General features: G+C 71.9%; 16 protein-coding genes. 2 read left to right on the top strand and 14 right to left on the bottom strand.

Going from position 1 to position 18,995, the window contains the following annotated elements; genetic code table 11:
- Positions 1 to 446 precede the first annotated feature (446 nt).
- The 5 genes from ACFWV3_RS17235 to ACFWV3_RS17215 form a co-directional block, all read right to left on the bottom strand.
- Entirely contained in the window at positions 447 to 1,811 is a 1,365-nt protein-coding gene (locus ACFWV3_RS17235) for a tryptophanase (protein WP_382412249.1), read from the bottom strand.
- A gap of 16 nt (positions 1,812 to 1,827) precedes the next feature.
- Positions 1,828 to 2,961 carry a tryptophan dimethylallyltransferase family protein gene (locus ACFWV3_RS17230; RefSeq protein ID WP_382412248.1) on the bottom strand — a complete coding sequence of 378 codons (1,134 nt, stop codon included), beginning with the start codon at positions 2,959 to 2,961 and terminating at the stop codon, positions 1,828 to 1,830.
- Positions 2,962 to 3,295: 334 nt separating this feature from the next.
- Positions 3,296 to 4,252 carry a lysyl oxidase family protein gene (locus tag ACFWV3_RS17225; RefSeq protein ID WP_382412246.1) on the bottom strand — a complete coding sequence of 319 codons (957 nt, stop codon included), beginning with the start codon at positions 4,250 to 4,252 and terminating at the stop codon, positions 3,296 to 3,298.
- Positions 4,228 to 5,562 (bottom strand): NAD(P)/FAD-dependent oxidoreductase, encoded by a 1,335-nt coding sequence (locus tag ACFWV3_RS17220; protein ID WP_382412245.1) that lies wholly within the window; start codon positions 5,560 to 5,562, stop codon positions 4,228 to 4,230. The genes ACFWV3_RS17225 and ACFWV3_RS17220 overlap by 25 nt, the downstream gene beginning before the upstream one ends.
- On the bottom strand, positions 5,562 to 6,383 hold the full coding sequence (locus ACFWV3_RS17215; protein WP_382412244.1) for a glycosyltransferase: 822 nt from the start codon (positions 6,381 to 6,383) through the stop codon (positions 5,562 to 5,564). The genes ACFWV3_RS17220 and ACFWV3_RS17215 overlap by 1 nt, the downstream gene beginning before the upstream one ends.
- Before the next feature lie 237 nt (positions 6,384 to 6,620).
- Between ACFWV3_RS17215 and ACFWV3_RS17210 the strand changes: the two genes are divergently transcribed.
- Together ACFWV3_RS17210 and ACFWV3_RS17205 are read left to right on the top strand one after the other, a co-directional pair.
- A complete protein-coding gene (locus ACFWV3_RS17210) occupies positions 6,621 to 8,051 on the top strand; it encodes a sugar transferase (protein ID WP_382412243.1) in 1,431 nt (476 codons plus the stop codon).
- Between the two features lie 56 nt (positions 8,052 to 8,107).
- Entirely contained in the window at positions 8,108 to 9,265 is a 1,158-nt protein-coding gene (locus tag ACFWV3_RS17205; RefSeq protein ID WP_382412242.1) for a putative glycoside hydrolase family 15 protein, read from the top strand.
- Here the strand turns inward: ACFWV3_RS17205 and ACFWV3_RS17200 are convergent.
- The 9 genes from ACFWV3_RS17200 to ACFWV3_RS17160 are packed head-to-tail and all read right to left on the bottom strand — an operon-like array spanning position 9,246 to position 18,822.
- Positions 9,246 to 10,343: a glycosyltransferase family 4 protein gene (locus ACFWV3_RS17200; RefSeq protein ID WP_382412240.1), complete on the bottom strand. Its 1,098-nt coding sequence runs from the start codon at positions 10,341 to 10,343 to the stop codon at positions 9,246 to 9,248. The two genes, ACFWV3_RS17205 and ACFWV3_RS17200, sit on opposite strands and share 20 nt — an antisense overlap.
- A complete protein-coding gene (locus ACFWV3_RS17195; RefSeq protein ID WP_382412239.1) occupies positions 10,340 to 11,398 on the bottom strand; it encodes a glycosyltransferase in 1,059 nt (352 codons plus the stop codon). The genes ACFWV3_RS17200 and ACFWV3_RS17195 overlap by 4 nt, the downstream gene beginning before the upstream one ends.
- Positions 11,395 to 12,795, bottom strand: coding sequence for an oligosaccharide flippase family protein (locus tag ACFWV3_RS17190; protein ID WP_382412238.1), 1,401 nt, complete (start codon positions 12,793 to 12,795; stop codon positions 11,395 to 11,397). Before ACFWV3_RS17190 ends, ACFWV3_RS17195 begins: the two co-directional genes overlap by 4 nt.
- Positions 12,792 to 14,042 (bottom strand): glycosyltransferase family 87 protein, encoded by a 1,251-nt coding sequence (locus tag ACFWV3_RS17185; protein ID WP_382412237.1) that lies wholly within the window; start codon positions 14,040 to 14,042, stop codon positions 12,792 to 12,794. Before ACFWV3_RS17185 ends, ACFWV3_RS17190 begins: the two co-directional genes overlap by 4 nt.
- Positions 14,039 to 14,878, bottom strand: a complete 840-nt coding sequence (locus tag ACFWV3_RS17180; RefSeq protein WP_382412236.1) for a hypothetical protein — start codon at positions 14,876 to 14,878, stop codon at positions 14,039 to 14,041. The genes ACFWV3_RS17185 and ACFWV3_RS17180 overlap by 4 nt, the downstream gene beginning before the upstream one ends.
- Positions 14,875 to 15,915: a glycosyltransferase gene (locus ACFWV3_RS17175; RefSeq protein WP_382412235.1), complete on the bottom strand. Its 1,041-nt coding sequence runs from the start codon at positions 15,913 to 15,915 to the stop codon at positions 14,875 to 14,877. Before ACFWV3_RS17175 ends, ACFWV3_RS17180 begins: the two co-directional genes overlap by 4 nt.
- Positions 15,897 to 17,063, bottom strand: coding sequence for an O-antigen ligase family protein (locus ACFWV3_RS17170; protein ID WP_382412234.1), 1,167 nt, complete (start codon positions 17,061 to 17,063; stop codon positions 15,897 to 15,899). The genes ACFWV3_RS17175 and ACFWV3_RS17170 overlap by 19 nt, the downstream gene beginning before the upstream one ends.
- A complete protein-coding gene (locus ACFWV3_RS17165) occupies positions 17,054 to 17,998 on the bottom strand; it encodes a polysaccharide deacetylase family protein (RefSeq protein ID WP_382412233.1) in 945 nt (314 codons plus the stop codon). Before ACFWV3_RS17165 ends, ACFWV3_RS17170 begins: the two co-directional genes overlap by 10 nt.
- Positions 17,995 to 18,822: a hypothetical protein gene (locus tag ACFWV3_RS17160; RefSeq protein ID WP_382412232.1), complete on the bottom strand. Its 828-nt coding sequence runs from the start codon at positions 18,820 to 18,822 to the stop codon at positions 17,995 to 17,997. Before ACFWV3_RS17160 ends, ACFWV3_RS17165 begins: the two co-directional genes overlap by 4 nt.
- Between the last annotated feature and the right edge of the window lie 173 nt (positions 18,823 to 18,995).

Below are 18,995 nucleotides of genomic sequence, written 5' to 3'. Positions count from 1 at the left end.
TGCTCGGTCCGGCCGGTGCCGCAGCCGGCCGACCCGCGGGCGAGGCCGCCACGAGCCGGGCTCGGTGGGCTGCCACGTCCAATGCCGGGGCCTGTCGGCTCTGCTTCGGGCGAGCCGATCGCCGGTCCGGCCAACGAGGCCCGGACCACGCGGCCGGCGCGGGCTTTGACCGCCAGCACTCGGTTCCGGCCGGTTCCGTAGCCGGGCAGGGCGAAGCCGGGTGAGCCGGCCTCGGTGGGACGCCTTGGCGAACGTCGGCGGTGTGCCGGTGAGCCTGGCTGTCGACCCGGCCGACGCGGCCTGGATCGCGCGGCGGCGCTGGTGCGCCCGAATCGAGCGGCCGGCGCAGGCTTTGCCCGCCAGCACTAGATCCGGCCGGTTCCGCCGCCCGGCCGAACGAGCCGACCCGCGGGCGAGGCCGGACGAGCCGGCCTCGCTGACCCCGGTCAGTTCTCGCGCACCTGCTCCAGCCTGCACCGGAACGGCCGCAGCATCACCGGTGCCTCGACCAGTCGGTAGCCGGGCACCTGCTCCGGGTTCTTCGCGATCCCCGCGAGCGTCTCCGCCACGTAATCCAGGTGGCTGCGGGTGTACACGCGGCGCGGAATCGCCAGGCGCACCAGCTCGAACGGCGCCGGCTTGTGCAGCACGCCGGCCTCGTCGATCTCGCCGAGGTAGAGCGAACCCAGTTCGGCGCAACGGATTCCGCCCGCCAGGTACAGCTCCGACGCGAGCGCGTGGCCGGTGAAGCGGCTCGACGGGATGTGCGGCAGCAGCCTGGCCGCGTTGAGGTACACGGCGTGCAGGCCCGCGGGCCGCACACTGTCCACTCCGGCCTCTCGCGCGCAGTCGGCGAGGTAGGCCGTGGCTTCCGCTCGCTCCCGCAGGTACATCGGGTCGGTCACCTCGAGCAGGCCCTGGGCGCACATGTCGAGGTCACGGCCGGAAAGCCCGCCGTAGGTGCGGAAGCCCTCGGTGGCGATCAGCAGCAGTTCGCACCGCTTGGCCAATTCCACGTCGTTGAGCGCGAGCAACCCTCCGATGTGGACGATGCCGTCCTTCTTCAGGCTCAGCACGCAGCCGTCGGCCAGCCGGAACGCGAGCTTGGCCACCTCGCGTGGACTGTGGAAGCGGTACCGGTCCTCGCGTTGCGTCACGAGCCAGGCGTTCTCGGCGAACCGCGCCGCGTCGAGGATGAACGGAACGCCGTGCTTGCGGCACAACGCGCTCGTCGCGGCGAGGTTCTCCAACGACACCGGCTGGCCGCCGCCGCCGTTGTTCGTGATCGTCATGAGCACCAGGCCGACGTCCTCCGGCCCCGCCAGCACCTCCTCCAGGGCGACGAGGTCGATGTTCCCCTTGAAGGGCGCGTCGCTGTCGAGGTCGGCGGCCTCCGGGGACGGGAGGTCGCGCGCCACCGCGCCGACGATCTCCACGTTGGCGCGGGTGGTGTCGAAGTGCGTGTTGCTGACCGAGATCTGCCCGGGTTTGAGCAGCGCGGAGAACAGGATCCGTTCCGCGGCACGGCCCTGGTGCACCGGGAAGATGTGCTCGTACCCGGTCAGGTCCGCGCACACCTCGCGGAAGCGGAACCACGACCGGGCACCCGCGTACGTCTCGTCGCCGCGCATGCCGGCCGCCTGCTGCTCCGCGGACAGCGCGCCCGTCCCCGAGTCGCTGAGCAGGTCGATCGTCACGTCGTCGGCGGTGAGGTTGAACTGGTTGTAGCCACCGGCGGCGTACACGCGTTCCCGGTAGTCGCGGGTGGTGATGGGGATGGGCTCGACGACCTTGATGCGGTACGGCTCCACGACAACGTTGCCTTTCTCAAACAGCCAGAGCGGTGGTGCGCGGAGGCGTCACGTCGTACGCCTCCGAGGACAGGTAGACCGTGACTCCCGGCCGCGGTTTCCCGAGCCGCAGCGACACGTGGGCGATCAGCCCGACGCCCTCGCCCAGCGGCCGTCGCACGATGCTCGCCAGCGCCAGCACGAACGGCGTCGTGTCGAGCCCGCACCGGGCCATCACCGCCAGGACGCGTTCGCAGGCCTCCAGGTCGTCCTGCACGTAGTCCCGCACGGGGATGTAGAGCGAGTAGCCGCTCGGCGTGTCGACGTCGCCGGACAGGAAGGTGTAGCTGGACATCAGCGGCCGCCGGGTGAACGGGCCGGTGCCGCACGCCAGCTCCACGACGTCCGCCAGGAGCTCGGGATCGGCGTCGGGGACCGCGGAGGCCGCCCTCACCACGTCCGCCACCACGGCGTCGTCGTGGGACACGTAGGTCTTCACCCGCGCCCGGTCGGAGTCCGCGAGGTCGAGGGCGAAGAACGAGAACCGGTCCAGGCCCTCGCGCCGCAACGCGTGCTCGGCCACCGACGGGTAGGCCGCGCTCAGCCCGAGCCGGTCGAGCGCCTCGCTGACGAGCGCGGTCGCGCTCTCGCGGCCGCGCACGTCGGGGTTGAGGTAGACCTTGATCGCGGGCGCCGCGCCGGGACCGACGATCAGCGAGTACCAGAACGCGAACGCGCCCTGCGGGTCCTCCGGCAGGAACAGGTCGCGCACCCGGTCGAACCGGCCGAGGTGCAGCGAGTGCTCCGCGCTGAACCGGTCGAGGGTCTCGAGGGCCGCTGCGAGGTTCGTCCTGCTGTCCGGCCGCTCCGCGATCGACTCGACGATCATGCGCACGGCCGGTGGCTCGTTCCGGGCCAAAGCCACCGAGAATTCGACGGGTGTGTGGTCGTCGGCGACCTGGGAAGGCCATTGCGGAACCGCGGAAAGAGGCTGCCGGGATCCCGGGCCCAATGCCGCGGCCAGCAGTTTTGTCGCGCTTTTCGCGGATGCGGCTAAACCGACCGCGCGCAGTAGGTTCTGGAGTTGACCGAGGGCGAAATCGCGTAACGAGACGGCGGGCGCGCTCAAGATGGGGCACTCCTGATCGGCCGGGGAATCAGGCGGGTTCACAATCGCGACGGGGTGGAATCGCGAAGTGAATTCTCTCAAGTCCACGCCTGGGCAGGTCAAGGTCCAAGGGGGTAACGCCTGCCGCTATCGGCTGTGATCAATGTTGCACCGCCTGGCCTATTGACACGCCTGCTTCTCCCTGTTGAAGGGTGAAATTGTGCGATTGCCCGCACGTGTGCTATGGGAGATCGCTAATGGTTTCGAAGAGTGAGGATAGCGCTTGGAAAGCACATCGTGAACTCCGGCCCGAATGTCGCCCGTTTGTGCCGGTACAAAAACGGGATACATCTGAGTTGACAGATGTATCCCGTTCTGTGTCAGGTTCCGGTACCGCTCAGTTCAGCGTCCCCGCGCAACGCACCCGGCCTGGACAACTGCGGATCAGGCGCACCTGTGGCGCTGTGTCGATCCGGGAGGGAGGGTTCGCCGCGCCGTCCGGCCACTGCAGCGAGATCGCGATCGACGACGTGTTGTTGTCGTAGTCCTTCTCCAGCAACGCGCGGTCGGAGTTCACGGTGTTGACGACGTCGTACACACCGGACGGCACACGGGTGAGGTCGAGCCACTGGAAGTCGACCTCCTTGCGGTAGTCGTCGCCGGAGCCCACGGAGATGCCGAACATCGTGTCCACCGCGGACGGGTCGTGGTGCCCGCACATGTGGCCGTCCAGGCTGCGGGCGAGCTGTCCCGCCGGGGTCTCGTCGTCGGTGGGCCGGTGGGGCAGGTCGCCGGGAACCCGGTAGCGGTCCCCGATGCAGAACCCGTTCTTCCGGTCGGTCACCACCACGTCGCCACCCGGTGTGCGCAGCTGGAAGTACTCGAAGTGCAGCAGGTGCCAGTGCTCGTGCGTCGGCGCCGGCTCGTAGTAGGCGCTCGACCGGGTCGCACGCCGTGCCTCGCCGAACGTGCGGGCGATCGAACCGTCCACACCGGACTGGACCGCCTGGCGCACCTTCATCGTCTCGGTGGCGGTGGACCCGCGGTGGGCGTGCAGCAGCAACGGGCCGTCGCCGACGTTGTCGATCGCCGTGGTGAACCTCAGCCGGACCGCGCCGACCCGGCCGCCGCTGTGGACGCACTTGCCGCGCGGTTCCTCCGGGTCGCGCACCAGGCACACGTCCCAGTCGCGGCACGTGACCGGGTCGCCGGAGAAGCCGCCGGGACAGCCGATGGGCGCCTGCCGCAGATCCGGCAGCAGCGGCTCCGGATCGGCCAGGACCTGCTGGGAGGAGACGAGCGAGCTCGCGGTGATCGTGAAGCCTGCGATCACCGCGCCGATTCTGCTGACCATGCGGTGTTCTCCCGGGTCGGTGACCTGCGCGCGTCGCGCAGGAGGAGGTCCGTCACGGAGCAGGCCAGCTCGACGCTCGAGTTCCAGCTCGTGACGTTCGGGTAGACGTGGGCCGTCGTGGCGAGGAGCAGCGGCGTGCCGGGCACCTCCACGGAGGGCCGCTGGGACAGGTACCCGAGCGGGTACACGGGTTCGACGAACGGCGCCTTGAAAACGCGGACCTCGTCGACGTCGGCCGCCGTCAGTCCTTTGTGGATGCTCATCAGCTGCTCGGTCCACCGCCGCGCGATGACGTCCTCGTCCTCGCGGTACAGCTCGGACTCGCGGCCGGTGTAGCGCATGACGTACACCAGGTGCCGGTCGCCGTAGCGCTGCGAACCGGTCAGCGGGGTCATCTCGATGACGCCGTCGAAGTCCGTTCCCGAGCGCAGCACCGGCGCCCAGTAGTGCCCGGACAACGGCTTGCGGAGGAAGAACAACGCGTTGACCACGCCCTGGTACGGCAGCCGCACGTCGGGCAGCCGCCGCGCGAGCTCGTCGTCCGCGATGCCCCTCAACGCCGGCAGCGGCACGGTGGACACCGCACGGCGCGCCTCGATCGTCTCGCCCTCGTCCAGCGTCACGACGACGCGGTCGGGCGTGGTCTCCAGTCGCCGCACGGGGGCGGAGGTGCGGACTTCGCCGCCACCCGCCTCGATGGACGCGCGCAGGGCGTCGATCACGCTCTTGTAGCCGCCCGCGGGATAACCGCGGACCGACTCGTTGCTCTCCCGGCCGAGCCGCTGCCACAGGTAGAGGGCGGGCACGTCACCGAAGGCGGAGCCGAACTTGGCGCCGAACATCGGCGCGAGCACCAGGTCCCAGATCTTGTCGCCGTACAGGCCGCGCAGCCAGTCCTCGGTGCGCAGCCGGTCGAGGTCCTCGCCCTGACCGAGCCGCCGCAGCAGCAGGGAGACCACGCCGAACCGGATCCGGTTCACGAGGCTCAGCGGCGTGAACCGCAGCAGGTCGAGCGCGGAGTTGAACGAGCGGTGGACGCCGTCGACGACCATGCCCATCCTGGTGGGCCGCCAGCCGACGCTCTCGCGGAGCCCCACCTCGTCCAGCAGCGCGAGCAACGCGGAGTCGGTCGGCATCACGCAGTGGTAGAAGCGTTCGACCCACTGGTCGCGCGAGGAGAAGAACGTCCCGAGGCCGCCGAGCTGGTCGCTCGCCTCGAGCAGCGTCACGGGCAGTCCCGCGCGGACGAGCCGATGGGCGGTGGCGAGGCCGCAGATGCCCCCGCCGATGACGACGACGCGGCCGGTCATCAGAGCTTCTTGAACGGGACGGGCGTGAGCCGGTCACGCGTGAGCAGCAGCAGGTACTGCCGCAGCGTCCTGCCGAGCTTGAGCTTGCTGGCGCCGGGCTTGCGGTCGTACCGCAGCAGCAGCGGGATCTCGGTGACGACGGGCGAGCAGTGTCTGAGCTTCATCAGCAGCTCGACCATGCACGCGAACCCGCGCTCCTCGACCAGCCGCTCGCCCCAGTGCGCGGCGGCGCGGCGCAGCAGGCTCACCCGGTAGGCGCGGAAGCCGCTCGAGTAGTCCTGCACGCCCTCGACCTTGAGCGCCCTGCCGAGCACGACGGCGGCGCCGCGGGACAGGAACCGGCGGAAGCGCGGCGCGGTCGAGTCGTCCCCGCCCTCGGCGAAGCGCGAGCAGATCACGATGTCCGCTCCGGCCGTGATCTCCTTGAGCAGCACGGGGATCACGCCGGGGTCGTGCGTGTCGTCGGCGTCCATCACCACGACGACGTGGTCCGGCGCGGCCTCCGCCAGCGCGGCCCGCAGTCCCGACTGGACGGCCTGGCCGAGCCCGAGGTTGACCGGGTGGCGCACCAGCCGGACGTCGAGGCCCCGCACGCCGGCCACGCAGTCGCCCGTGCCGTCGGACGACCCGTCGTCGACCACCCAGACGGTGATCCGGCCGGCGATCTCGACGTCGGCGACGCGGCGCAGCAACCGGGGCAGCGCCGCCGCCTCGTTGTAGGCGGGGAGGACGAGGTGCACGTCGCCGCACGTGCGGACCAGGTCCTGCACGAGCGTGGCGCCCTCGGCTGAATGCCGGGTGCCGTGTTCGTCGACTCTCACTCAATGCCCCCTCTTCGGTGGCTCGCGGTTGGTGGCGTGAATTATTGACACGGCGTGCTAAAGCTTTTGAGCCGACCCTGGGCGTGTTCAGGGCAGGTGGCACCCCGAAATCTCACCCACCGCGATCAGTGATCCACTGAAGAGGGAATTTTGATACCCGAAGAGATGATTTTTCCTGTCAGATTCACTCTTTCGCGCGAGAGCGCGGTTAAAACTCCTTCGATCGGATGATCTTCCATGAGGCGATTTTCGGCGGTTGCCGTTCCGGACGCACCCCTGCCCACGCGTGAGGCCGCGCCCAGCCGGTCACCGCACCCCGCCCGAGCCCGCCGGGACCTGCTCAGCCGGGTGAACGCGGTGGCGGTGCTGCTGGTCCTCGCCGACTGCGCGACGCTCGTCGCGGTGGGCCTGGACCGCGGGGTCGGCTGGGTCTGGGGAGGCGCGGTCGCGGCCGCCGTGCTCACGATCAGGGGCGCGTGGCGGCTCTACCGCAGGCGGCTGTGGCTGTCGTGGCTGCAGGACCTGCCGCGGTCCGCCGCGAGCACCGCGCTGGCGTTCGCGCTGCTCACCGGGATCAGCCTGGCCGTCGGCGCCCCCGCGCCCGACCTCGCGGCCGCGCAGTGGGCGATGATCGAGTTCGCGCTGGTCATCGAACCGGTCCGGTGGTGCGTGTTCTGGTTCGGTCGGTGGTGCCGCAAGCGGTTCGACCGCTGCGACCGCACGATCGTCGTCGGCGCCGGCCGGGTCGGCGTGAACCTCGCGACCACCATGCTGGAGCACCCGGAGTTCGGGCTGCGGCCCGTCGCGTTCGCCGACTCCGGCCCCGATCCCGACCGCGAGCCGCCGCCGCTGGAGATCGTCGACGGCGACCTGGCCGACGCGATCGTGCGGCTGCGCGCGGGCACCGTCGTCCTCGCGTTCTCGCACACGCGCGAGTCGCCGCTGGTGGACGCCGCGATCACCGCGCACCGGATGGGCTGCTCGACGCTCGTCCTGCCCCGCATGTACGAGCTGCACCCCGACGGCCCCGGCATCGAACGGCTGCGCAGCTACCCGCTGATGCGCCTGGGCACCTCGCCGACCAGCAGCCCGACCTGGTGGGTCAAGCGCGCCGCCGATCTGCTGCTCGCCGCGGTCGCGCTGGTCGTGCTGTCGCCGGTCATCGGCCTGTGCGCGCTCGCGGTGCTGGTCGAGAGCGGCCGGCCGCTGTTCTTCCGGCAGGTCCGCGTCGGCATGGACGACCGCACGTTCGTCCTCTACAAGATCCGCAGCGTCCGGCAGTCCGGGGAGGACGACTCGCAGCGCACGTGGTCGGTCGTGGGGGACTCCCGCGTCGGCCCGGTCGGCCGGTTCCTGCGCCGCACGTCGCTCGACGAGCTGCCCCAGCTGTGGAACGTCCTGCGCGGCGACATGTGCGTCGTCGGGCCGCGCCCGGAAAGACCGGGTTTCGTTCGCGAGTTCTCCGCTATTCACGAGCTATATTGGGCACGCCATCGCGTTCCGACCGGCCTGACGGGGCTCGCTCAGGTGCACGGTTTGCGGGGCGACACCTCGATCGCCGACAGGTCTCGATACGACAACTACTACATCGCGAACTGGTCGTTGTGGCTCGACCTGAGGATTCTACTGATGACAGCGGGTGAGTTGTGTTGTCGGAGAAATCGCTGATACGTCGATTCGCCGTTGTCGCTCTCGTGCTTCTTTCGAGTGCGTGCACGGTCAGCATGGCCACCGAGCCCACCGCCTCCGGACCGGCGCCGAAACCCCTGGCGCCGTGCTCGTGGTGGTACGCCATCGGCGACTCGCCGACCGCGTGGGAGATCAAGACGGCCGCGCGCCTCTACGACGTGGTCGTGCTCAACGCGTGGGAGACGGCGCACATGCGCAAGCTCCACGAGCTCAACCCCAAGGTGAAGGTCCTGGTGTACAAGGACTTCTCCAGCGTGCGCAACTACCCCGGCGCCGTCGAGGGCAGCCGTGACGCCAAGTACCTGCCCACCGGTGTGGGGTACTTCGCGGCGGAGGAGCTGAACCCCGAGTGGTTCGCGATCAACTCCCTCGGGCAGCGCATCGAGTGGACGGGCTACCCGCAGCACTGGCAGACGACCGTGTGGGACCCGGCCTACCAGAAGGCCTGGGCGGACGCGGTCGTCGGCGAGGTGCTCCGCGAGGGCTGGGACGGGGTGCTGGCGGACAACGACTTCAGCTCGCTCAAGTACTACTCGTCCGCGGTGATCGCCGGCACCACCGACACCGCGGGGACCGACCGGCTGCTGCGCGACGGCCTCGACGCGATGCTCGCGCTCGCCGGTGACGCGCTGGAGAAGTCGGGGAAGATGCTGGTCCCCAACGTGTCGGAGTCGCAGCTGACCCCCGGCCGGTGGGCGGCGCACTCCCGGTACGCGGGCGCCATGGAGGAGAACTTCGGCCTGCGCGGCGACGACGGCACCGGTGAGCTGATCACGTTCCAGGGCAACCAGTTCAAGGAGCAGCGCGCCCAGGCCGCGCTCGGCGAGTCCTGGCTGCTGCTCGTCACGCACACGAAGTCGGAGCAGGAGGAACGCGTCGGGTACGCCTCCGCCGCGCTGCTCGCGAGCCCGCACACGTGCTGGACGAAGGCGAACCCCGACTACAAGAACCAGTACTGGTCGGTGTACCAGGACGCCCGGCTCGGCGAGGCGGTCGAGTCGGCCGCCCGGCTGGCGAGCGGGGTGTGGGTCCGCCGCTACAGCAACGGCTGGGTGGCCGTGAACCCGACGAAGACCTCCGTGCTGCTCACCCCGCCGGCCGGCCTGCTGACGCTGCGGGGCGAGCAGGTCCCGGACCAGCTGGACCTGCCGCCCGCGGACGCCGTCGTGCTCGTCAACGCTCCGAGGTGGTGAGCCTGCGGTAGAGGTCGAGGTGCCGCCGGGCGCAGACCTCGGCGGTGAACCGCTCCCGCGCCCGCGTCGCCAGCCTGGCGCCCGTGCCGCCGGGGTCGGGGTCGGCGAAGAGGGCGCTCAGCTTGGCGGCGAGCGCGGTCACGTCACCCGGCCGCGGGCAGTCCTCACCGGAGATGCCGAGCATGTCGGCCACGCCGCCGGTGTCCGTCGCGACCACGGGCTTGCCCGCCGCCATGGCCTCGGCGACGACGAGCGGCTGCTGCTCCATGGTGGACGGCAGCACCAGCGCGTCGTGCTCCAGCATCAGCTCGGGCACGTCGGACCGGAACCCGAGGAACCGGACGCGGTCACCGAGCCCCCTCCTGGTGACCCTGCCCTCCGCCTGCGCCCGCTGCGGACCGTCGCCGACGACCGTGAGGGTCGCGTCGTCCGGCATCGTGGTCTCCAGCGCGTCCAGCAGGGTGAGCAGGCCTTTGCGCTCGACCAGCAGGCCCACGAAGATCAGGTGGCGGACGGGGCCGGCCGGCGGGTTCACGGCACCGACCTCGACGCAGTTGTCGATGTGGGTCATGCGGTGCGGCGGCACGTAGAGCCGGTCGCGCAGGAACCGCCCCATCTCCCTGGCGGGCACGACCGTGCGGTGCACGACGCGGGCGACGGCGGCGTCGGCGGCCAGCACCGCCCGCGTGTAGGCCGGCGGGGGAGTGGCGCCGCGGACACCGCGGAACCACGGCTCGTCCACGTCGTCGGGCACGCCGTGGTAGGTGTGCACGATCTTGGTGCCGGTGGTCGCGAGGCCCGCGCTCACCAGCCCCGAGCGGCGGTCCTGGGCGTGCACGACGTCCGGCCGCCACGTCCTGAGCGCGGCACGGGCCAGTCGCGCGGCACGCACGTCAGCCTTGCGCGGCACCAGGATCTCCTCGAAGAACGGGTCGATCAGCTCGGCACCCCTGCGCGGGCGCGGGCCGAAGACGCGCACCTCGGCGTGGTCGGTCTTGGCCAGTGCGGCGGCCAGGCGCACGGTGACGTCCACCGGGCCACCGCTGTCCTGGGTCAGCAGGTAGGCGATCCGTGTCATCGTCGTCCTTCCACCAGCTTCTCGGTGAGGGTCGTGATCTGGTCTGTCATGCGGTCGCGGTCGAACAGCGCCTCGGCGCGGACCCGGCCGCGTTTGCCCTCGGCGGCCGCGAGCTCCGGGTCCGCGAGTCTCAGCGCAATCGCTTGCGCGAGTGCGGTCGTGTCTTGCCGCGGCACCACTTCGCCCGCGTCGTCGAGGCTCTGCCGCACGCCTTCGACGTCGAACGCGACCACGGAACGTCCGCAGGCCATGGCTTCCAACGGAACCAATGCCATGCCCTCCGCCCGTGACGGCAGGACCACGACATCGGCCTGCGCGTAGAAGTCGGCCGGGGTGTCGCTGTGGCCGTGCCAGTGGACGCCGGGGTGGTCGGTGGTGTGGAGAGCGTCCTTGAGGGGACCATCACCCACGAGCAGGAGCCGGGCGTCCGGTACCCGGTCGCGGACCAGGGGCCAGGCGTCGAGGAGCAGGTCCTGGCCCTTCTGGTGGGCGAGCCTGCCGACGCAGACCGCGGTCGGGACGTCGTTCTCCTTGGGGCGTGGGCGAAGCCGCCGGGTGTCGACGCCGTTGCAGACGACCTCGGCCCGTGCGGTCACCCCGGCCGCGCGGCCGGCCGTCAGCTCGTCATCGCTCACACACACGAGCAGGTCGGTCCAGCGGGACGCGCGGGCCTCCCAGAACCGGCAGGCGCGGCTGAGCAGACCGCCGGCGATGCGGAACGACCAGAGGTGCGGCTGGAACAGCGTGGGGGTGCGGCCGCGCAGGACCAGCCTGGCAAGCCCTGCCTTGGAGCTGTGCAGGTGCACGACATCCGGGTCGATCGTCTTGAGGGTCTTGCGGAGTGCCTTGAGCTCCAACGCGGTGCGCGGGCCGGGGGAGCGGGTCGCGTGCCACGGGAGGACCGGGATGCCGGCCTGGCGTGCCTGGTCGGTGAGCCATCCCGGTGGACAGGCGATGCGGACGTCCCAGCCCCGCCGTTGCTGGTCTCGGGCCAACGCCAGCACCACGACCGCGACACCGGCCTCGACCGGCTGCGTCACGTGGACGACCTTCACACGCGCTCCTTCAGTCCGATGAGGACGGTGCGGTTCAGCGGCAGGACGACGGCCGCGTACGCCGCGGCCAGCACGACTCCGGTCGCGACCAGGCCGGGGATGCTCGTACCGGCCGGGAGCACGCCGCGCAGTCCGAGGCAAAGAGCACCGCCTGCGACCACGGTCGCGACAGGGCGGGCGAACCTGGGGAGCGCGAGCCCGGTGCGGGCCAGCACCAGCCAGGTGACCGGGACCAGCAGCCACACCACCACGAGCTGGGTGGTGGCGACCGCCTCGGGACCGTGGCTCGTCGTGAAGACCAGCGCCGTCAGCAACGAGACCAGGTGCGCGGCTTCGAGGGCGAGGTACTGCTTGGCGTGTCCGGCGGCCCTGATCGCCTGGTACCAGACGTGCAGCAGGCCGAGCCCGAGCCCGTACCCGCAGAGCAGCACCAGGATCCGCGCCGCGTCCGCCCACTGCGCGCCCAGCACGACGATCCCGTCCGCCAGCAGCGCCACGACGACGTACAGGCCACCGGTCACCACCAGGGTCGCGACGGTGAACCGGTGCAGCGTCGCCGGGAGCTCGTCCCTCCGTCCACTTCGGACGAGATCGGCGCAGACCGGGAAGAGCACACCGCCCAGCACGACCGCCACCATGATGTACGGCACCCAGGCGACCCGGAACGCGAGCGAGTACCCGCCGACCGCCTCCGGGCCCAGTACGTGGCCGAGCGCGAGGTAGTCGACGTTGATCAGCAGCACGGCGATGAGGGCACCGGGTCCGACCACGGCCATCCACCGCGCCGCCTCGGCCGCGCAGTCGCGGTCCCAGACCGGCCGGATCCGTGCCCCGGCGACCGCGGCCAGGACCGGCTGCGCGACCGCCGTGCACAGCAACCCGGCCACCAGCGCGGTGGGCCCGCTGTCGTTGGCCGCCAGCGCCACCGTGACCGCGGCGCCGAGGAGCATCCCGCCCGCGTCCGGCAGCATCCGGCGGCGGAAGTCGAGGTTGCGGTGCATCAACGCCATCTGCACGCCCCCGGCCGCGGTGAACGGCAGGGTGAGCGCCGCGAGCCGCAGCAGTCCCGCCGACTCGGGCGCGCCGAGTGCGCCGGCGATCGGGTGGGCCGCGGCGATCACGGCGACGGCCAGGACGGCGCCGGTGCCGACGCTCATCGTGAGGACCGTGCCGGCGAGCCGGAGCGGGTCCCGTTCGGTGCGGCTGACGATGTCGTAGACACCCATCGCCTGCACGACCTGGCCGATGTTGACCACCGAGACGACCAGGGCGACCGCGCCCAGGTCGGCCTCGGTGAGGAACACCGCGAGCGCCAGGGTGACGGCGATCTGGCTGCTCTTGCTCACCAGGTTGACCGCGAAGAGCCAGAGCGAGCCGCGCACCGCCACGTCCGTCATGCGGTGCGCCGGGTGTGCCGCACCGCGAAGACGACGAGCAGGACCCAGGCGGCGACGACGGCCAGGCCGTCCAGCGTCACGCTCGCCCTGGTGCCGAACAGGTTCCTCACCGCCGTGTCGACGAAGTGCAGGTGGACGAACGGAACCGCGAGCAGCAGCACGGCGAACCCTGCCCACCGCCAGTGCCCCTCGGCCCGGCGCCGCCAGCACAGCACCGCCAGCGCGACGAGCGCGGGCACCGCGATCAGCACGTCACCGGGCTGGTGCACCAGCGCGACCACGATTCCCAGGCACGCCAGCACGTCCGCGACCTCGGACCCGTTCTCGGCCCGGTCGAGCCGGCGCGCCAGGAGTGCGGTCGCGGCGAGAACTCCGCACAGCGCCAGCAGTTCCGCCGCCGGGGGCAGCCAGCCGGTCGTGCGGAAGAACACCGCCGGGAGGTCGACGCGTTGTGCGGTCATCGAGTCGACCGCGCCGTAGCCGGTGTGGCTGGCCCAGGCGAGGTTGCGGGAGATCACGTCGAGGAACTCGCCGAGGCCACCGCCCCTGACGACGAGCAGCACGGCCACCGGGAGGCTGGCGAGCGCGGCGATCGCGGTGCCCAGGAGCGCGACCCTCCGGTCACCGCGCACGAACAGGACCACTGCCAGCGGCAACCCGAACTGCGGCTTGAGCCACGCCAGCGCCAGTGCGACCGACGCCCAGCCGGGGTTCGACGTGCGCAGCAGCAACGCGCCCGCCACGCAGACCGCGAGCAGCGGGTTGACCTGGCCGATGTACAGCTGCGCCTTGCCGACCTGGCTCGTCACCAGCAGCGTCGCGACGACGACCGTGCCGGAGACGAGCGGCAGCCGTGCCCCTCGCGCCGCCATCACCGACAGTCCCACCAGCAGCACCAGGCAGGCCAGTGCGAACGCCACCGCGCCGACCCGGTAGTCCGGCAGCGCGAACGGCAGGTGCAGCACGAGGTGGTACGGCTGATACAGGTTGAAGTTCTGCCGCACCGGCCAGTGGTCGAACATCACGGCCGGGTCGTACGGGTTGCCGCCGTTCAGGAACTCGCGGATCGGGAAGTACAGCGCGTCCCGGAAGTCCTGCATGCGCTCCTCCGGCAGGTTCGCCCCGGTCGGCAGCGGCACCTCCCACGACGGCCGCAGCGCGCGGAACGCGCTGGCGGCACCGACGAGGGCGACGAGCCCCACCAGAAGCGACTTGGCGAGCCCCGCGCGGCTGGTCGTGGTGATCACGCCAGCACCACCGCCACCACGACGGACGACTCCGGCAGCACTGCGAGGGCCGGCGCGAGGTCGGTGCGGCCCCGCTCGGCCACGGCGATGACCGCCGTGCCCTCGCCCGGCTCGGAAACCTTGTCCGGCAACGCCTGCGCGAGCTCCTCGGCCCGTCCGGCCAGCGCCGGGCCGACCGCGAGCACCCGCACCGGCCGGGCGGCCGCCACGCACAACGCCGTGAGCCGCTCGACGAGCGCGGGGTCGTCGTCGCGCGCCACGACCACGGGGTGGTCGATGCCCGCCTTGGCGAGCGCGGACCGGGCGGTGTTGCCCCGGCGCAGCACGCCGACGGCCACCCCCGCGATCACCGCGGCGACCAGCGCGAGACCGGTGGCGAGCCGCCAGTCCGGGCTCACCGTCGCGGTCTCCGGCCGCGGGTCGACCAGCCGGAACCGGGCCGCGGGCGCGAGCAGGTCGGCGTCGATCACGGCCTTCGCGACTGCGGACACGGCGTTCGCGGCGTGCTCGGCGGAGTCCGCGCGCACCGAGATCCGCGCGACACCGGACGCCGGCACCAGCTCGACGGCGATGGCGTCGGCCAGGCGGTCCGGCGACGTGCCGGCCTCCTTCGCCGCCGCCTCCAGCACGGACGGGCTGCGGACCAGCTGCACCACCGCGGGCGCCGCGAGCGAGGTGACCTCGCCGAACTGGGCGCTGTCCGGTGTGGACGGGGTGGCGAGCAGGGCGAGCCTGCCCTCGCTCACGCCGTCGCGCAGGGCGACGGCCAGCAGCACGAGCGCGCCGACCGCGACCGCGGCCAGCACCCCCTCCACCACAGCACGGGAAGCCTTCATCGTCCCTCCAGGACGGTACGGAGCAGTTCGTCGTAGGACTTCATCAACGTGAGCGCGTCGCCGCCGCCGTCCCGTGCCGCGGCGACCGAGCGCGCGGTGGGGGAGGACAGCAGCCCGCGCAGGGCCTTCGCGGTCTGTCCGGGGCTGCGGCGCGGCACGAGCACCCCGCCGCCGCCGGCCAGCACCTCCCGCACACCGTCCACATCGGACGCGATGACGGGGCGTTCCGCCGCCAGCGACTCGAGCAGCGCGATCGGCATGCCCTCCCAGTCGCTGGTGAGGACGGTGACGTCCGCGGCCTCCAGCAGGTCGCGCACGTCCGTGCGGGTGCCGAGGAACCGGACGCCGTGCAGGCGCCGGGCGCGGTCCTCCAGCGCGGGCCGCAGGCTGCCGTCGCCGGCCAGCCACAGCTCCGCCTTCCCGGGGACCAGTCCCCAGGCGTCGAGCAGGACGTCATGCCGCTTCTGGGGTTCCATCCTGGCGACGCACAGGGCGACGGGCACGTCCGGTGGCGTGCCGATCGCCGCGCGCACGGTCGCCCGGTCCGTGCGCGCGGGTTCGGGGAAGATCGCGTTGGGGATGACCGCCACGGAACCGAGCCCGGCGTCCCGCAGGCGTCCGGCGGCGGCGTTCGCCACCGTGACGACGGTGTCCGACACCCGCCGCAGCAGCTTGACCGCGCCCGTGACGTCCGCGTCGGCCACGCCGTGGAACACCGTCACGAGCGGCCGCCGCGGTGCCGCGATCCTGGCGGTCAGGCTCGCGGACACGTTGTGCGCCAGCAGGATGTCGGGCTTGAACCGGCGGACGGCTCCGCGAGTCGCCCAGGCCGCCCGCGCGACCCCGGCAGGAGACCTGCGGGCGACCGGCACGTCGAACACGGGAACACCGTCGTCCCGCAACGCATCGACGCGGAACCCGCCGCCGCTCGCCACCGCGGACTCCCAGCCGACGTCACCGCCCGCCGCCACCATCCCGGCCACGAGCGCCTCGGCACCACCCGCGCCCATCTCGCTGATCACGTGGAGGACGCGCATCGACTCTCCTTCGAGGCCCGCTGCCCGATCGCGACCGCGACGGCGACGAGCGACCACAGGGGCAGGTAGTACTGCTCGGACAGGAAGACCGAGGCGGCCAGCACGGCGATCAGCGCGGCCTGCACGGCCACCGCCTCGCGCCGGTTCGTCCGCACGGCCCGTTCGCTCGCGACGAAGCCGAGTGCGACCAGGGCGACCAGCACCGCGAAGCCGGGCAGTCCGAGCTCCGCCGCCACCTCGATGAACAGGTTGTGCGCCACCGGGGTCTGCTCGTCGATCTCCGCGTTGCGCGACGCCGCCGCGTACTCCTGGCGGAACCCGCCTGGCCCGACGCCGAGCAGCGGGTCGTCGGACAGCATCCGCGCGGCGGCCTGCCAGCGCAGCATCCTGGTGTCGGCGTTGGTGCCCGCGATGTGGCTCTTCTCCTGGAACGCCCGCTCCAGCTCGGCGTGCGCCACCTGCGCGAACACCAGGGCCGCCAGGCCGGTGACCGCGGCGGTGACGACGACGGCGCGGACCGGGATGGCCCGTCGCAGCACGAGCCACGCGAGGGCGCAGGCCAGTGCGATCCCACCACCACGGGAGAACGTCGCCGCCGCACCCGCCACCAGCACCGCGCCCAGCAGCAGGAGGACGATCCGCGACCGGCCCCTCGCCGGCAGCGCGACGAGCAACGGCAGTGCCGCCACCAGGAAGAACGACAGGTCGTTGGGGTCCTCCAACGGTCCGGTCGCCCGCAGCTCACCGGTGAAGAGGCTGACCAACCCACCGGACGCCGCCACGACCGCGCCCGCCACCGCCGCGGCGAGCAGCGCCTTCACCGGCACCTCGCGCGCGGCCACGTCGGCCAGCACCACCGTGATGACGAGGAACGGCACCCAGCGGACCAGGTACTCCAGCGTGAACGGCTCGGCCACGTGCACGGCCGAGGTGGTGAGCAGGACGACCGCCAGCAGCGCGACGAGCAGGTGCAACGGATGCGGCGCGGGCAGCCTGCGGTTCCGGACCAGCGAGACGACCCAGACCCCGATCAGCGCGGCGGGCACGACCTTGGCCAGCTGGCCGTTCACCTGCAACAGGTACCCCTCCAGCGGGGCCAGCGCGACCGTGCCGCAGGCGAGGACGCGCAGCAGGGCCGTCAGCCACATGCGACCGGATCCCGTTCGCGCAGCACCGATCCGGAGACGCGGGCGACGTGCTCGCCGGTGCCCACCACGTCGAAGTGGCGGCGCAGCAACGACAACACCCAGCCGAGCAGCGCCACCTTCTCGCTGCCCGGCATCGCCATGCCGGGGAAGAACTCCATGCCGGGCGCCTCGGCGGCGGTGAGCACGTCGGTGGGGTGCAACAGCAGCGACGGGGAGACGGTGCGGGCCCGGCACAACCGCAGCGCCGTGCGGAAGTAACCGCGCGCGAGCCGGGGCGAGATCTGGTGGAGCTGCAACAGGTACGCGCCGTGGATCGGCACCCGCAGCAGCGGCATCGTGGTGACCGGCAGCTCGACGAGCCCGGTGGAACCCCAGCGGTACGCGGAGTTGGGCGCCTTGACCTTGCCGAAGCCGCCGAAGAGGTCGGCCGCGTCGTGCGCCGACCCGGCGGTGCGGTTGTGGTAGGCGCGGGCGAGCGGGCCGATCCAGGTGGGCAGAACGCTGGCGTCGTAACGGTATCCGCGCCGCCGGAGCACGTCGAGCAGCTGCGGCGTGACGCTGTAGCCGGGGCCGCGGAACCCGGTCGGCGTCGGTGCGCCGGCGGCGGTGATCGCCTGCTCGGCCCGCGCCACCTCGGTCTCGAGCTCGTCGGGGGAGTACCGGTGCAGCCACGGCTCGTGGCCGAACGAGTGGTTCGCGACCTCGTGCCCGGCCTCGACGATCTTCGCGACGGCTTCGGCGCCGTCGTCGCGTTCGGCGTCCGCTCCGACGACGAACACCGTGGTGGTCAAACCCCGTTCGCCGAAGACGTCCAGCAACCTCGGCACCGCGGACGGCAGGAAGCTCGGCCTGCGCTCCCACGCCGGGTCGCCGTGCGTCTTGAGGTACGCCCAGAGGTTGTCGAGGTCCAGCGACACGCTGGCGACGGGCTTCACCGCGCGCCTCTGACGTCCGCGAGCTCCCGCGCCGGCTGCTTGACGGAGCCGAGCACCAGCACCCCGGACACCACCAGCAGCACGCCCAGTCCGACCCACCACTCGCGGCCGGGTGTGATCCGGTCGCCCATCAGCAGGAGTCCCGCGACCGAGCTGATCACGACCGTCGTCGCGTCCATCGACGCCACCGCGGACGTGGCCGAGCCGCGCTGCAGCGCCGTGGCCAGACAGGCCTGCCCGACGAACGCGGCGAGCACCATCACCCACGTCAGCGGGTGCAGAACGAGGTCGAGCACCGGCTTGCCCGCGACGGTGCGCGCCGCCACGGCGACCACCGCGAAGGCGATGCCGGCCAGCACGGGCGTCGCCGCCTTCAGCCTGCGCGCCAACGGGAGCACCGCGAGCGTCAGCACGCCCAGCACCGCCAGTGCGGGGACGAGGGGCAGCTCCTCGGCGGCCGACGGCGCCGCCGCGCCCGTGAGCAGCAGCAGACCGCACGCCATCACCACCAGCACCGCGATCTCGACGCGCCGGATCCGCCAGCCGAGCAGCAGCACGCCGATCACCGTCGCCAGCCCGACCGCGCTGGACGAGCCCGCCTGCACCAGGTACAGCGGCAGGTCCTCGCGCGCCAGGAAGGCGAACGCGAACCCGCCGGCCTGTCCGGTGAACCCGAGCAGGTACACCCGGTCCGACGCCAGCCGCGCGAGCAGCCCCACGCCGGTGCCGGGCCGTTCGTCCGCCCTGCGCGCGGCGACGGTCTGCGCGACTATCCCCAGCCCGTACAGCACGGTGGACACGGCAAGCGCCAGATGACCGGACACGCGGGACTCTCCGTTGGTTTCGGCGAAACACGCTTCGGCGCGCGCCTCAGATCAGATGAGCGCGCACCCTACGACACGCCTCTGCCGCAACACTTTCGAGCGATATCCCAGGCAACGCTTTCGAGTGAACCTGGGCGGTGAACGCCGGAGAACGCCGAGACCGGTGAAGTAGC

It is taken from the genome of Lentzea sp. NPDC059081 (assembly GCF_042738015.1).
Taxonomy (GTDB): Bacteria; Actinomycetota; Actinomycetes; order Mycobacteriales; family Pseudonocardiaceae; genus Lentzea.
Note: the sequence above shows the minus strand (reverse complement) of the source record. Positions and strands in the feature narration are given on the sequence as shown.

Coding starts and splice junctions, on each gene's coding strand:
- ACFWV3_RS17225 (WP_382412246.1), bottom strand. CDS start 4,252: ATGGTCAGCAGAATCGGCGCGGTGATCGCAGGCTTCACGATCACCGCG.
- ACFWV3_RS17220 (WP_382412245.1), bottom strand. CDS start 5,562: ATGACCGGCCGCGTCGTCGTCATCGGCGGGGGCATCTGCGGCCTCGCC.
- ACFWV3_RS17210 (WP_382412243.1), top strand. CDS start 6,621: ATGAGGCGATTTTCGGCGGTTGCCGTTCCGGACGCACCCCTGCCCACG.
- ACFWV3_RS17205 (WP_382412242.1), top strand. CDS start 8,108: ATGGCCACCGAGCCCACCGCCTCCGGACCGGCGCCGAAACCCCTGGCG.
- ACFWV3_RS17200 (WP_382412240.1), bottom strand. CDS start 10,343: ATGACACGGATCGCCTACCTGCTGACCCAGGACAGCGGTGGCCCGGTG.
- ACFWV3_RS17190 (WP_382412238.1), bottom strand. CDS start 12,795: ATGACGGACGTGGCGGTGCGCGGCTCGCTCTGGCTCTTCGCGGTCAAC.
- ACFWV3_RS17180 (WP_382412236.1), bottom strand. CDS start 14,878: ATGAAGGCTTCCCGTGCTGTGGTGGAGGGGGTGCTGGCCGCGGTCGCG.
- ACFWV3_RS17175 (WP_382412235.1), bottom strand. CDS start 15,915: ATGCGCGTCCTCCACGTGATCAGCGAGATGGGCGCGGGTGGTGCCGAG.
- ACFWV3_RS17170 (WP_382412234.1), bottom strand. CDS start 17,063: ATGTGGCTGACGGCCCTGCTGCGCGTCCTCGCCTGCGGCACGGTCGCG.